This is a genomic window from Parajatrophihabitans canadensis (assembly GCF_053764775.1).
Genome location: NZ_CM132445.1, coordinates 994,356 through 1,008,083, shown reverse-complemented (window position 1 = coordinate 1,008,083; position 13,728 = coordinate 994,356). Strand labels below are relative to the sequence as shown.

At 62.8% G+C, this 13,728-nt stretch carries 14 protein-coding genes; 3 read left to right on the top strand and 11 right to left on the bottom strand.

The window, feature by feature from the left end; all coding sequences use genetic code 11:
• Window positions 1-164: 164 nt before the first annotated feature.
• Window positions 165-1,247: a succinyl-diaminopimelate desuccinylase gene (gene dapE / locus ACSMXN_RS04880; protein WP_022913459.1), complete on the bottom strand. Its 1,083-nt coding sequence runs from the start codon at window positions 1,245-1,247 to the stop codon at window positions 165-167.
• 75 nt (window positions 1,248-1,322) lie between these two features.
• On the opposite strand from dapE, the gene dapD reads away from it, so the two are divergent.
• Window positions 1,323-2,273: a 2,3,4,5-tetrahydropyridine-2,6-dicarboxylate N-succinyltransferase gene (gene dapD, locus ACSMXN_RS04875; RefSeq protein ID WP_022913458.1), complete on the top strand. Its 951-nt coding sequence runs from the start codon at window positions 1,323-1,325 to the stop codon at window positions 2,271-2,273.
• A gap of 63 nt (window positions 2,274-2,336) precedes the next feature.
• On the top strand, window positions 2,337-3,155 hold the full coding sequence (locus ACSMXN_RS04870; protein ID WP_022913457.1) for a hypothetical protein: 819 nt from the start codon (window positions 2,337-2,339) through the stop codon (window positions 3,153-3,155).
• An 85-nt stretch (window positions 3,156-3,240) separates the two neighbouring features.
• Here the strand turns inward: ACSMXN_RS04870 and ACSMXN_RS04865 are convergent, their stop codons facing one another.
• Complete coding sequence (locus ACSMXN_RS04865) at window positions 3,241-3,804, bottom strand: histidine phosphatase family protein (RefSeq protein WP_035943838.1); 564 nt, start codon at window positions 3,802-3,804, stop codon at window positions 3,241-3,243.
• Window positions 3,805-3,810: 6 nt separating this feature from the next.
• Complete coding sequence (fdxA, locus tag ACSMXN_RS04860; protein WP_022913455.1) at window positions 3,811-4,137, bottom strand: ferredoxin; 327 nt, start codon at window positions 4,135-4,137, stop codon at window positions 3,811-3,813.
• 47 nt (window positions 4,138-4,184) lie between these two features.
• On the opposite strand from fdxA, the gene ACSMXN_RS04855 reads away from it, so the two are divergent.
• Window positions 4,185-5,177, top strand: a complete 993-nt coding sequence (locus tag ACSMXN_RS04855) for a GNAT family N-acetyltransferase (protein ID WP_196811282.1) — start codon at window positions 4,185-4,187, stop codon at window positions 5,175-5,177.
• On the opposite strand, the gene ACSMXN_RS04850 is transcribed toward ACSMXN_RS04855, so the two are convergent.
• From ACSMXN_RS04850 to ACSMXN_RS04815, 8 genes are all read right to left on the bottom strand, one after another.
• Window positions 5,174-5,668 carry a DUF6113 family protein gene (locus ACSMXN_RS04850; RefSeq protein ID WP_022913453.1) on the bottom strand — a complete coding sequence of 165 codons (495 nt, stop codon included), beginning with the start codon at window positions 5,666-5,668 and terminating at the stop codon, window positions 5,174-5,176. The two genes, ACSMXN_RS04855 and ACSMXN_RS04850, sit on opposite strands and share 4 nt — an antisense overlap.
• Complete coding sequence (gene mshB / locus ACSMXN_RS04845; RefSeq protein ID WP_027139470.1) at window positions 5,665-6,570, bottom strand: N-acetyl-1-D-myo-inositol-2-amino-2-deoxy-alpha-D-glucopyranoside deacetylase; 906 nt, start codon at window positions 6,568-6,570, stop codon at window positions 5,665-5,667. Before mshB ends, ACSMXN_RS04850 begins: the two co-directional genes overlap by 4 nt.
• A gap of 162 nt (window positions 6,571-6,732) precedes the next feature.
• The gene (locus ACSMXN_RS04840) at window positions 6,733-7,842 is read right to left on the bottom strand and encodes a dipeptide ABC transporter ATP-binding protein (RefSeq protein WP_081649128.1); all 1,110 of its coding nucleotides are present in this window, start codon (window positions 7,840-7,842) and stop codon (window positions 6,733-6,735) included.
• Between the two features lie 14 nt (window positions 7,843-7,856).
• The gene (locus ACSMXN_RS04835; protein ID WP_035943904.1) at window positions 7,857-8,882 is read right to left on the bottom strand and encodes an ABC transporter ATP-binding protein; all 1,026 of its coding nucleotides are present in this window, start codon (window positions 8,880-8,882) and stop codon (window positions 7,857-7,859) included.
• 66 nt (window positions 8,883-8,948) lie between these two features.
• Window positions 8,949-9,962: an ABC transporter permease gene (locus tag ACSMXN_RS04830; RefSeq protein WP_022913449.1), complete on the bottom strand. Its 1,014-nt coding sequence runs from the start codon at window positions 9,960-9,962 to the stop codon at window positions 8,949-8,951.
• Window positions 9,963-10,092: 130 nt separating this feature from the next.
• On the bottom strand, window positions 10,093-11,829 hold the full coding sequence (locus ACSMXN_RS04825; RefSeq protein ID WP_022913448.1) for an ABC transporter substrate-binding protein: 1,737 nt from the start codon (window positions 11,827-11,829) through the stop codon (window positions 10,093-10,095).
• 80 nt (window positions 11,830-11,909) lie between these two features.
• The gene (locus ACSMXN_RS04820; RefSeq protein ID WP_022913447.1) at window positions 11,910-12,917 is read right to left on the bottom strand and encodes an ABC transporter permease; all 1,008 of its coding nucleotides are present in this window, start codon (window positions 12,915-12,917) and stop codon (window positions 11,910-11,912) included.
• 322 nt (window positions 12,918-13,239) lie between these two features.
• Entirely contained in the window at window positions 13,240-13,692 is a 453-nt protein-coding gene (locus ACSMXN_RS04815) for an NUDIX domain-containing protein (RefSeq protein WP_081649126.1), read from the bottom strand.
• Window positions 13,693-13,728 lie beyond the last annotated feature (36 nt).

Below are 13,728 nucleotides of genomic sequence, written 5' to 3'. Positions count from 1 at the left end.
CCGCTGAAAGTGATCGGTCACACGGCGAGCTTACGGTGGGACGCCCCTGGGCCGCCCTCACACCCTGCGAACCGGTATACCCACGGGCGGTCATGACGACGCCTACGTATACCAACCTCGCGCGCGCAGGACGATCGCCCAACCGAAACCGCCCGCACCAACCATCAGCCTCGCAAAAACGTGCTGAGCGCGCGCTCCGAGGCCCCGATGGTGGCTAGGTCGACCGACTCGTCCGTCTTGTGTGCGAGGTTCGGGTCGCCGGGGCCGAAGTTCAACGCGGGAATGCCGAGTCCGGCGAATCTTGCTACATCGGTCCAGCCGAGCTTGGCGACCGCGGGTTGACCGATCGCTGACACGAACTGTTGAGCCAGCGGCTGATCCAGCCCCGGACGCGCAGCGGGTGCGGAGTCGGTGACCTTGACATCGAAGTCAGCGAATACCGAACGCAAATGGCCTTCGGCGTCGTCCTCGGACAGATCGGGTGCGAACCGGTAGTTGATGGTCACCTCGCAGCTGTCGGGCACCACGTTGCCGGCAACCCCGCCAGAAATGAAGACCGCGTTGAGCCCCTCGTGAAAACGCAGGCCGTCCACGTCGACCTCGCGGGCTTGGTACTCGGCAAGTCGCTGCAACACCGGCGCTGCGCCGTGGATGGCGTTGACCCCCAACCAGGATCGGGCACTGTGCGCACGCTGCCCCTTGGTGCTCACAACGATCCGCATGGTGCCCTGGCAGCCGCCCTCGACCAGCCCGCTCGTCGGCTCGAGCAACACCGCCAGGTCGGCCGCCAACAGCTCCGGCCGTTGCGCTGCGACCCGGTTCAATCCATTGCGGTCAGCCGTTACCTCTTCACAGTCATAGAAGAGCCACGTGACGTCGAAGGCGGGCACAAGCTCACCGCTACTGATCAGCTGCGCGGCCCGCAGTTGCAGGGCCACCCCCGACTTCATATCGGAGGTGCCACAGCCGTAGAGCCTGCCGTCTACAACCCTGGAAGGCAGATTGTCGGCGATCGGCACTGTGTCCAGATGCCCTGCTAGGACGATCCGCCGTGCGCGGCCCAGCTCAGTCCGCGCGACCACCACATTGCCCAGCCGTTGCACAGCAAGCCCTGTGCAGCCGTTCAGCGCCCGCTCGACGGCGTCGGTTATCGCCGCCTCGTTGCCGGAGACAGACTCGATGTCGACGAGCGCCGCAGTGAGCTGTTCAGCGGAGGCGGACAGGTCGAGTTGAGCGTCGGCTACCACGCCTGCCCACTTTAGTGGTTACCCAGATTCTTGACCGGTATCTCGCAGCACAGCTGAGGTCGTTAGGGTTGTCGCGTGACGAACCCCTCAGCCAAGCGCATCGCCCACGGATTCGGCCTCGCAAGTATCGCCACTGTGTCCGACGGCACCGAACTCACCCTCGATGTCTACTACCCAGAACCGGTCCTCGGCGAGCCAGCAGCCGATGTGAAGGCCTCACCCGACCTCGCGGCGCTGACCGGTACCGATTCTGTACGCGGGGTTCGTACCGAGGTCGTGCACACCGTCAGCGACCTCGACGCCGAACCGAGCGACGCCGCCGACATCTACCTGCGGTTGCACCTGCTCTCCCACCGGATCGTCCGGCCGCATGAACAGAACCTGACTGGGATATTCGGCCTGCTCAACAACGTCGTCTGGACGAACTTCGGCCCATGCGCCGTGCCGGACTTCGAGAAGGTACGGACGAAGCTTCGCGCGCGGGGTCAGGTCACCGTATACGGGGTGGACAAATTCCCGCGGATGGTCGATTACGTGCTGCCCGCCGGCGTACGTATCGCGGACGCTGACCGAGTGCGCCTCGGTGCACACCTCGCGAGCGGAACGACTGTCATGCACGAGGGATTCGTGAACTACAACGCCGGCACCCTTGGCAGCTCGATGGTCGAGGGTCGCATCTCCGCCGGGGTGATCGTCGATGACGGCTCCGACGTCGGTGGCGGCGCATCGATCATGGGCACCCTTTCCGGTGGTGGCAAAGAGGTGATCTCGGTCGGCAAGCGCTGCCTGATCGGCGCCAACGCCGGCATTGGCATCTCACTGGGCGATGACTGCGTCGTCGCCGCCGGCACCTACGTGACGGCGGGCTCGAAGGTCGTCCTACCGGACGGCAGCACGCGCAAGGCCGCCGAGTTCTCGGGTCAATCCGGTCTGCTGTTCTGGCACAACTCGGTTTCGGGCGCGCTGGAGGTACGCCAGCGCACCGGGCAAGGCATCGAGCTGAATGCGGCGCTGCACGCGAACTGAGGCCCCGCGAACCGAGCGCGGGTCAGGCATCGTCAGATCGTTCAAGCAGGGGTGAATTCAGCAGTGGCAGCAGGTAGTGCACGGCGGGGCGGCATCGCTCTCGTCATGGTGCTGGCTGTCGTCGCCGCGCTGGCGGTTGGCGGCCGAGCCCTGTGGAACGCGGCAAAGGGGGCCGTCAGCTCTGATGGCTGCGATTTCGGCAGCTACAACCTCACGCTCAGCCGAGCGCAGAACGCCTCGACGATGGTGTCCGTGGTGATCAAGCGTGAACTTCCCGAACGGGCCGCGGTACTCGTGCTCGGTGCTGCGATGCAGGAATCGAAGCTCGACAACATCCCGTCGGGGCAAGGCGATCGCGACTCGGTTGGGGTCTTGCAGCAACGGCCGTCGCAAGGCTGGGGTACCGCCGAGCAGCTGAGCGATATCTCTTACGCGACCGGCAAATTCCTCGACGCGATGGTCAAAGTGCCCAATTGGGAAAGCGATTCGCTCGCCACCGTGGTGCAGGCGGTGCAGATCTCGGCTGATGGCAGCGCCTACGCCAGGCACGAGCCGCAGGCCCAAGCCGTCGCTGACGCGCTGGTCGGCAAGACACCAGCCGGTGTTGCCTGCACGTTCGACAAGCCGACGGACACCGCGCAGCTGACGGCCGTCGCGACCCAGCTGAGCACTGATCTACCCGTGCAGCCCCCCGCGGTGGCGGGTAACACGATCTCGGTGCCCGGCGCCTCGTGGGCCACCGCGGCCTGGTTCGTCAGTCACGCCAACGCCTTCGGGATCACTGAGGTGACGTACTCAGGCAAGCACTGGCGACGCTCAAAGGGGTGGGCTGATGACGCCTCGATTACCGCCGCCCAGGTCCGGGCAACGCTGCCCAGTTGAGCGCAGTGCTCGTCAGTTGAGCGCACTGCCCAGCTGAACCGATCAGAACCGATCAGTCTCAGGACCGATGCCTCTCAGGACCGCGCTACGCGAGGTCTTCGAAGCTACGCCAACCTTCGAGGATTGCGCGGCTGGCGGCATCGAAGCTGAAATGGCTGCCTTGGCCGGGCTGATCGACGAGTCGCTGGATGGGCGTGCCGTTCAGGTGACACAGCAGCAGCGCACCGACGCCGCCGTGTGAGACCAGCGCAATCTCCCCATCGGCGGCCGCCAGCAACGAATCCACAGTCGCGACAATCCGGCGTTGCGCCGACTCGGCTGTCTCCCACCCGCGAGCGCTGTACGACGGCCGATCCAGGAACTGCTGGTAGTTGGCCCAGAACTCAGGTTCCGGTAAGTAACCAGTGGCGGCCCGATCAACCTCGGCCAGGCCGCCCACCAGCGTCACCGTGAGACCCAGGGGCTCACCGATCAAGCGAGCGGTCTGCTCCGCTTTGACCTCTGGGCTGCTGTAGATGGCTGAAAGGGCCGGAAGCTTGGACCCTGCCAGCCGGGCGCGCTGCCGACCCCGGTCGTTCAGACCCCATTCCGTGACCGGCACCTCAGGTGCGATGTCGACCTCGGGATGAGTGAGAAAGTGCACCCGCACGATAGGTCAGTGCTCAGCTGCCTGCGGTGGCAATGCGGCTATGAAAGTCGGATCGAACTCCGTCTTACCAACCTTGGATGCGCCACCCGGCGAGCCGAGGTCGTCAAAGAAGTCGACATTCGCCTGCGTGTAGTCGCGCCACTTATCGGGCAGGTCGTCCTCGTAGAAGATCGCCTCAACGGGACAAACCGGCTCACAGGCGCCGCAGTCGACACATTCGTCGGGGTGGATGTAGAGCATCCGACCACCCTCGTAAATGCAATCAACTGGACATTCCTCAATGCAGGCTTTGTCCAAAAGGTCGACGCAGGGTTCTGCGATCACATAGGTCACTTCGAGTCCTCCCGAAACGAGTGCTGCCGACGCCTAGTATGCCGGTCGTGATCGATGAAACTTCGCTGGGTATGCGGGTCGTGGTCAGATACCGCCGCTCGGGCGATGCCGGACCGCAGCCGTTGAGCGATGTCGTCGGAGATCTGGTGTCGATTGACGCCGCTTCGCTGACGGTAGTTGGCTCCCGTGGACCGGTCACCATCGATCTTGACGCGATCCAGATCGCCCGTGTCGTCACGCCCGATCGACGTCGGGTGCTCGCGCTGGAGGAGGTCGCCAGCCGCGGCTGGCGACCCGCAGAGGCGCTCGTGCAGGACGGCTGGCTGCTGCGGGCCACCTCGGGGTGGACGTCGCGCGGCAACTCCGCGCTCCCGTTGGCAACGCCGACCCGGCCGATCGGTGACGTGCTTGCCGACGTGGTGGCCTTCTACTCGAGCCGATCGCTGCCCGTCCTGATTCATGTTCCGCTGCCAGCCCGCGGGTTGCTCGACGCCGAACTCGCCCGCCAATGTTGGACGATCGTCAAACCGGCCATCGTGCTCACGAAGCGACTGAGCGGTACTGCGACCTACGAGCGCTCAGCGGCGCGAAGCCCGATGTCGCTGGAGCTGGCGCCCTCCGCCGACTGGCAAGCCGCGTACCGCGCTGCGGACGGCCCGCTGCCTGCTGCCGGCGTGGCGCTGCTCGCACGGCACGACACCGTCCGCTTCGTCTCCGCCCGGGCGGACGGACCAACGGGCGGCACTACGGTCGCGATCGGTCGCGGGGTCGTCGATCCGAGTTCGGACGGGCAACGCTGGCTTGGGATCAGTGCCGTCGAGGTGGCTCCGAGCGCGCGACGGCAGGGCTGGGCATCTCGCCTAGTGCGGGAGTTGGAGCACTGGGCTGTCGCCGAGGGCGCCTCGCGCGCATACCTACAGGTCGAGGCTGCCAACGTCGGCGCGCTCGCGCTTTACCGCGCGCTCGGTTACACCGAGCACCACCGGTATCACTACCGGCTCCGCCCCAGCAGCCCACCAGCCCAGCCGCTTGACGGCTAGCGCCGAGGGGGAAACTGACGGCGTCGTCCGGCTGGCGCATAGAGCAGGGATACCGTGATGAGGCCGGTCAGCACGCCAAGCCCGGGCACGCCGTAGGACACCCACTGAACGGTTCCGCCGCCCGGCAGGAAGTAATCACCTTCGGGACGGGTGCTGGTCAGCATGACGTTGACGAGGATCCAGGTGATCACCGGGACAATCGAGCCGACCGGCGACTCGGTGAGGTTGCGGGCCAATCGAGGTAGCGCGATGTTGCTCGCGATGGCCAGCACAAGAGCGATCGGAACGAGGACCGACCCGATCCGGAATGGAATCAGCAGGATCTCGAAAACGGCGGACATCGCACCGGCAATCGCATATAGCACCAGTCCCAGCGCCTTCAACGACGTAGGCAACTCGCCGGACAGGACGGACCGCCGTTTCGTCCCATCGACAGCTCCTGCGGCAGCATCGCGATCCTCCTGGGTGCTGTCGAGCGGAATCTCAGTCATGCCTCGAGCCCTCCGAACAGGTCGGTCTCTCGGTCGTTGGCATCCCGCTCGGCAGCGAGCTCGCCCGCGACCAACCGGAAGTACTCGGTTCCCCAGGTCTTCTGACCAAGATTGTTCGACAGCGCGAAGAACGGACCGTCGCTGGCGATCTGGGTGGCATGTGCAGCCAGCGCCTCGGCCTTGGCGGCTATGAACGCGTCACCGTCGATGCAGGTGGTCACCAACTCGTCCGCGACGACACCCGGAACATCGTCAACCGAGTTCGCGCCTGCGAACGGGGAGTTCTTGGCGTTACGCATCGCCTCCAGGCCCTCAGCCATCACCGATCGGGGCATCGCCGTCCAGTAGGTCTTGCTGACCTGCCACGGCTGACCTCCGACGCTGACATAGCCACCGTGGGCGGCCGCGGTAACCGCGGCCGTGGCGACCCGGTGCGCCATGATGTGATCGGGATGGCCGTAGCCACCGAAATCGTCGTAGGTCACCAGCACCTGGGGTCGAACCTCCCGAATGACCTCGACCAGCGCAAGCACGGCGTCATAGAAGACCGAACGATCGGTATCGGCTCGCCAAAAAGCCCGGGGCTTCTGATTGGCCGGCGTGCCCATCATGCCGCTGTCGCGAAAGCGCCCGGCTCCGCCGAGAAAGCGGTGATCGGTCACCCCGATGGCGGCCATCGCATTGGCCAACTCCGTTATGCGCCAGCCACCGAGCTGATCTGCTTGGTCTGCCGCGAGCTGGGACATGGCCGGCACCAGAATCTCGCCCTCCTCGCCCAGCGTGCAGGTCACCAGAGTGACGTGGGCGCCCTCGGCAACATATTTTGCCATGGTCGCGCCGGTGCCGATGGACTCGTCGTCCGGATGCGCGTGGACCAGCAACAGCCGACGCTGTGCGGTGATGCCGCCATCCCCATCAGGCACGGCCGCATCAGGCACTGCCGCATCAGGCAGTGGCGCATCAGAGGGTGCCGAATCAGGCACCGGCACCCCAGGCGCTGTCACCCCGGGCGTCGGCGCATCAGGCACTGTCACATCGCCAAACCTACCGCCGCCCTGACAAGGTCAGGCGACGGGCAGGGCAGCGTCCTCGATGCCGGCAACGTCGGCCCGAACTTCCGGAAAGTGGCAGGCCGCGAAGTGTCCGGGTTCCTTGAGCTCGAACGCCGGCACCTCACTGGTGCAACGCTGCTTGTCGGAGTCGGACAGGACGGAGCGGAACTTCGGGCAGCGGGTATGGAAGACACAGCCGCTCGGCGGGTTGATCGGGCTGGGCAGGTCGCCGGTGAGCAGAATCCGATTCCGCTTGTTCTCCTTCTTCGGATCGGGGATCGGCACCGCAGACATCAGCGAGTGGGTATATGGGTGCATTGGCGCCGCATACAGGACATCGCGGTCTGCCAGCTCCATGAACTTGCCGAGGTACATCACCGCGACCCGATCCGAGATATGACGGACGACCGAAAGGTCGTGCGCGACGAAGATATAGGCCAGATCGAACTCGTTCTGCAGGTCTTCCAGCAGGTTCACGACCTGCGCCTGGATCGAGACGTCGAGCGCGGACACCGGCTCGTCGCAGACGATCAGCTTCGGCCGCAATGCCACTGCTCGCGCAATCCCGATGCGCTGGCGCTGGCCGCCTGAGAACTCGTGCGGGTAGCGGTTGTAGTGCTCAGGGTTCAGGCCGACCCGCTCCATGAGCTCCTGGACCTCGACCTTGACACCCTTGGCCGGCTTGGCCTTCTGGATGATGAACGGCGCACCGATGATCGTTCCGATGGTGTGCCGCGGGTTCAGAGAGCCGTATGGGTCCTGGAAGACCATCTGCATGTCCGAGCGAAGCTGACGTAACCGGTCGCGATCGGCACCGGTAACGTCCTCGCCGCGAAAGGTGATCTTCCCACCGGTGGGGGCGAGTAACTGCAGCACGGTCCGTCCGGCGGTGGACTTCCCGCAACCCGATTCCCCAACCAGGCCAAGGGTTTCACCCGCGTCGAGATCGAAGGTGATGCCGTCGACTGCCTTGACGGGCGCCGAGACGTGCCGAATGAATCCCTGAGTTTTGAGCGGAAAGTACTTCTGCAAGTTCTCGACCTGCAGCAGGGCATTGCTGTTCGAGGCACCCGCGGGTGCGCTCGTTTCAGCCACCGCTGCCGGGACTGTCGACTCGGTCATGGAGTCGGCTCCTTTCACAGACGGGGCTTGATTGTGGACTCGAATATTTCTTTGCGGCGAGCAGTCTCGATGTGGCATCGCACCGGATGCAATTGCTCAGGATCGAAGAGCGGCACCTCGGTCGAGCAACGTTTGGGATCGTCCACCTCGTGCTGGAAATCGCATCGTGGGTTGAAGGCGCACCCGGGTGGTGGGTTGATCAGTGACGGCGGATTGCCCCGGATCGGGTTCAGCCGCTGCTCGCGGACTCGATCGATGCGCGGCATGGACGAGAGCAGACCCCAGGTGTATGGCATCTGCGGCGTGTAGAAAACCTCGTTGACCGGGCCACGCTCGACGGATTTACCTGCGTACATAACGAGAATGTCGTTGGCCATCTCAGCGACGACACCCAGGTCGTGGGTGATGATGATGATGGCGGAACCGAATTCCTTCTGCAGATCGAGGATGAGATCGAGGATCTGAGCCTGCACGGTGACGTCGAGCGCGGTCGTCGGCTCGTCGGCGATGAGCAGTTTCGGATCATTGATCAGCGCCATCGCGATCATCGCGCGCTGACGCATACCGCCAGAGAACTCGTGCGGATATTGATCAATGCGTCGCTGCGGGTTCGGAATCCCGACGCGGTCTAGCATCTCGACCACCCGCTGGCGCGCTACCGATTTCTTCACGGCGTGGTGGACTTGATATGCCTCCACGATCTGGTTACCGATCGTGTAGTACGGGTGCAGCGCCGACAGTGGGTCCTGAAAGACCATGGCGATGTCGTTACCACGCAGTTTGCGCAGCCGTTCGTCCGACACCTGCAGCAGGTCTTCACCATCAAGCAGGATCTGACCGGTCACCTGGGCACGGGTCTTGCGGTGCAGTCCCATGATCGCCTGGCTGGTAACGGACTTACCGGACCCGGACTCACCCACGATACCTAGTGTCTGACCACGATCGAGATCGAAGCTCAAGCCATCGACCGCGTTGACGATGCCGTCCTCGGTGGGAAAATGCACCTTCAGGTCTTCGACCTGCAAAAAGGTGCCGCCCATTGCGTGCGGTCGGTCCGAAGCCAATTCGGCCACCGTGATTCCCTCGCTCATAGGTTCCACACCGCCTTACGCGTACCGGACTCGTGGGTCGATATATGCATACAGTACGTCGACCACGACGTTAGCCACGATGATGAACGCGGCAGCGATCAAAACGATCGCGGTGAGCGTGGGCAGATCACCTGCGACCGCGGACTGGACGGTGAGCTTGCCGAGCCCGTTGAAGTTGAAGACAGTCTCGGTGATCGCGGCGCCGGCCAGCAACGCACCGAGGTCGAGACCGGCAATCGTCGTAATCGGGGTCAAGGCTGCGCGAAGCGTGTGTTTGAAGACGATCCGGCGTTCGGTCAAACCCTTGGCCCGGGCCGTCCGCAGGTAGTCCTCCCCCATCGCCTCCAGCACGTAGGCGCGGGTCAACCGGACATACGCGGCGATGTACAACAGCGAGAGCGTCACCGCAGGCAGAATCGCGCCGCGAATGAACCCGATCGGATCGGACAAAGGCGAAATGTATTCAGGGATCGGGACAAGTTTCCATTGCAGGGCCACGTACTGATACAAAATCAAGCCGATGAAGAACGTCGGGAATGAATACCCGATCAGGGCAACGCCGACGAGCAATTTATCCGGCCATCGCCCTCGGGTAAGCGCGGCTACCACGCCGCTCAAGATCCCCAAGACCATCCAGAGGACGAAGGCAAACAGCGCTACCCACACCGAAACCGGTAATCGCTCCTTGATCAGTGTGGACACCAGCGATGTCTGGGCCTTGGAATACCCGAGACACGGGGCGGCACAATGCACGATCGTTTGGGGTGCGTTCTTCTTGGTCTCAGGGTCATCGGGAAAGTCCCGGCCGACGACGAGACCCTTCATAAGCAAGCCGTACTGAACATAGATCGGCTTGTCGTAACCAAGTGAATGTCGAACATCCTCGACCTGCTGCGGTGAACAGTTCTTGCCGCAGGCCGTTCGCGCCGGATCGTTGGGAATAGCGCTGAACAGCACGAAGGTCACGATGCTCATCACGAACAGCAGCACCACTGCCGCGAGTAGGCGTCGAATCGTGTAGGCAATCATCGTCGTGACCCCAAGTTTCTGGGGTTACAGTCCTCTCTCTTCGACTCTCTTCGACTGTCTTAGAGCCAATGTTGCGTGGGCAGAATGGTGGCGGGGAACAACGCGTTCCCCGCCACCACCGGCCTATGCCTTACTGAACTCCGAGCACACCCAGATCTGGGTACATGCTGACGCTCGGGTTGTTGATGTAGTTCTTGATGCCAGAACCTTGAACCATGATGAACTTCAGCACCAGCAGCGGGATGTACGCGACATCCTTGGCCAGCGTCTGATCGATACCCGCCCAGGCGTTGGACTGCGACGTCAGGTCGGACTGGTTCAGTGCCTCGTCGATCATCTTGTTCACGGTGTCTGAGGCGTACAGACCGTAGTCCTGGCCGTTGGACGCCGCGCTCAGGTTGATCCGGCTGTCGAACAGTGCCGGGATGACCGTCGATCCGCTCGGCCAGTCAGCACCCCAGCCGCCCCACGTCACGTCATAGGTGGCAGCCTTCGCCGGGTTCTGAATGACGTCGTAGTACGTGTCGGTCAGCTCGTTGAGCGTGACCTTGAAGCCGGCCTTCTCCCAAGCTGCCTTCTCGACAGCCGCTTCCTTCTCAGTAGTGGGGGTACCACCGGAGTAGGTGAACGTAATGGGGTACGGCAACGGAACACCAGCCTGCTGCAGCAACGCCTTGGCCTTGGCCGGATCACCAGCATCCGGAACGTTGTAGACGTTGGCGTCCTTGTAGCCAAGAAGTGCCGGGCTCATGATCGACTTCGCGACAGTGCCGTTGGTCGGGCCACCCAATGCGGTGATCCAGCCACTGCGGTCGGTTGCCATGTTGAGAGCCTGCCGAACCAACGGGTTGGTCAGCTTCTTGAAGTTCGGCACCAGGTAGTAGACGTAAGGCGAAACCGGGTTCTCGACCCGGCCCTTGGCCTGGCTGAATGCCTGTGCCTGGTATGCCGGCACGATCGAGCGGTCAGAGACGGCGAACTTGTCGTTACCGCTGTCTGCGATCAGTCGCTGGGCGATGACCTCATCGGTCAAGCCCTCGGTGAACACCATCTTGTCAGGCAGCGCCTTGCGGACGGTGTCGGTCGACGGGTCGTACTGCGGGTTACGCACGAAGGTGTTCGTGCCGCCCTTGGCCCACGTTCCCTGCAGCTCGTACGGGCCGTCGGAGAAGATCGCGAAGTTGCTCTTGTCGCCCTGGTCCTGACTCTGCTTGAACGGAGCGAACGCGGTCAGCGTCGTCGCGTACGGGAAGTCTGCCCATGGCTTGTTGAACTGGAAGGTGATCGTCTGCCCAGAGCAGCTCACAGCCTTGTCGTACGCAGCCTGGCCGGTCTTCTTGTATGGGCCGAGGTACGTCGAACCACCCTTGGCGTCCTTGGGGACGTCGAGGTACTGGAGGATGTAGTTCGGACCACCAGTGATCACATCGGTGGCGAAGGTGCGCGAGATGCCGTACTTGACGTCCTCACACGTGACGGGCGAGCCGTCCTGCCACTTGATGCCGGTCTTGAGGGTGAACTTCCACGTCTTGGCGCCGTTGGACGAAGTACCAAGGTCAGTCGCCAGGTCAGGCTGCAGCTTCAACGCGGCCTGCGGGTCGGCAGTCGCCGGGAACTGAACCAGCGTCCGGGTGAACATACGGGCGGCGTCATAAATGTCGCGGCCGATGTACACGCGCTGTGGATCCCAGTGTTCGACCGGACGCTTCGTGAGGTAGTAGAGCGTTCCGCCCTTTGCACTCGTCGTCGCAGCCGAACTGCTGTTATCGCTCTTCTTTGTTCCCGCGCTACCGCCACATGCCGTGACGACGAGCGCGGTCACGGTGACAAGGGCACCTAGCGCGATTGCCCTCTTCTTGTGAGACATCCGCTCTCCTTTAAACGAGACACCGCGGTAGCGATGCACTCCCTCTTCAGCGGTTGCTGAAGAAAGTCTCTTTGGGTGGGTCATCTTCGGGACTTGGGATCGAGCGCGTCGCGCAGCCCGTCGCCGAAGAGATTGAAGCTGATCACCAGGATGAAAATGATGATTCCTGGTGCCAAGAAATAAACCGGATCTGATCCGCTGTAGGTCGCGGCATCGGTCAGCACGTTGCCCAGCGTGGGTGTGGGCGCTTGCACACCGACGCCGAGGTAGCTCAGGGCCGCCTCAGCGCTGATGTTGACCGGCACGTTCAAAGTGAAGTAGATCAGGATCGGCGCCCACAGGTTGGGCAACAGTTCCTTGAAGTAGATGCGACGGTTTGAAGCGCCGACACTTCGGGCAGCCTCAATGAATTCCCGCTCGCGCAGTGACAACACCTGGCCGCGAATGATGCGCGCAAAATATGGCCAACCGAAAAAGCCGAGCACAAAGATCAAATAAACGATGTGCGACGGGTTGCCGGCCGGCACGCCCAGGGCAGTGATGCGGTCGGTGATGACCGGTGACAGGGCGAGCAGCATGAGCAGCTGCGGGAATGCCAGCACCAAATCCATCGAACGGCTGATCCAGAAGTCGGGCCACAGGCCGAGGTAGCCGCTGATCAGGCCCGCGATCGTCCCCAGAATCAGGCTGAACAACGTCGCGGACACGGCAATGAGCAGGGACAAGGTGATGCCGAGAATGACCCGCGACAGAACGTCGTTGCCGGTACCGGGCACGACTCCAAGCCAGTGACTTGAGCTGATGCCGCCGAATCGACCGGTCGGCAGCGAGCCGAGACCGGTTACGAGATCTTGATGATTCTCGTACGGCGTGAGAATGCCTGCGGCGGAAAGAATGGGTGCCGCGAGCGCAATGACGGTCGCGACGCAGAGGACGACAAAGGCGATACTCGTCGTCCGATCCTTGCGGATTCGGGCCCTTGCAAGCTGCCAAGGGGTGCGTCCAGCGATTTTCGTCTCGTCGACAGCCGTCTCGTCGACAAACGCTTCGGTTTGAACAAGATCTGTCCCGGTCGGTGTCACCGACATATAACCGTTTGCCTCCCTAAACAACGCAGCACTGCTGATGGACAGTAGCCGCAAACCCGAAAAGAAGGGTAGATCTTCTCGATTACGCCTTGGTATCGGGGACCGTCCCGCGACCAGATCGTGATCTAAGTGCGGCCCGCGGTTTGGAACCGTAGCCGATGATGTCCGCACCGCCATAAAAAAGATGCCGCCGAGCCTTCAATCGTTATGGAACGCGCGTGATTGACACCGATTTCAGGCCAAACCGTTAAGGAATCGTTAAATACCCCGTCGTTGGCGGAAAGTCACTGAAGATGGCCGCGGGTTTTTGTGAAGTTCGGTGCTACGGCCTTCGTGCCTGCATTTGTAATGCGCGGGACACATATTCGAGAAATGTCCAGTTGGCAGACAGCCACTCGACATCCTCGAGCTGAGCGGCCGCGAGCCAGCGTAGTTCTCGGTGCTCCAAGGCAGTCGGCTGAGCCTGCGGGTCGATCAGATGCGCTTCCAGCAAAACCAGCAGTGCACCGTCATCCAGGTGTTTTCTTGCCAGTTCGCCATCGATGACGACTTCAATATCGAGTTCCTCAGCGCATTCACGGATTAGCGCTCGCGCGTGTGACTCACCCTTCTCGACTTTGCCACCGGGAAACTCCCATTTGCCAGCCAGCTCGGCAGGGTGATTTCGCTGTGCAGCCAGCACCCGCCCGTACGAAAAGATCGCGGCTGCCACTACTACCGTCGTCTCTGTTGCCCGGATCCTGTCCAGCACCCGTTGCAGAGCGGCAAGAGCCATGCCACGAGGACGCCGATCCCACCAGGTACGGCGAAG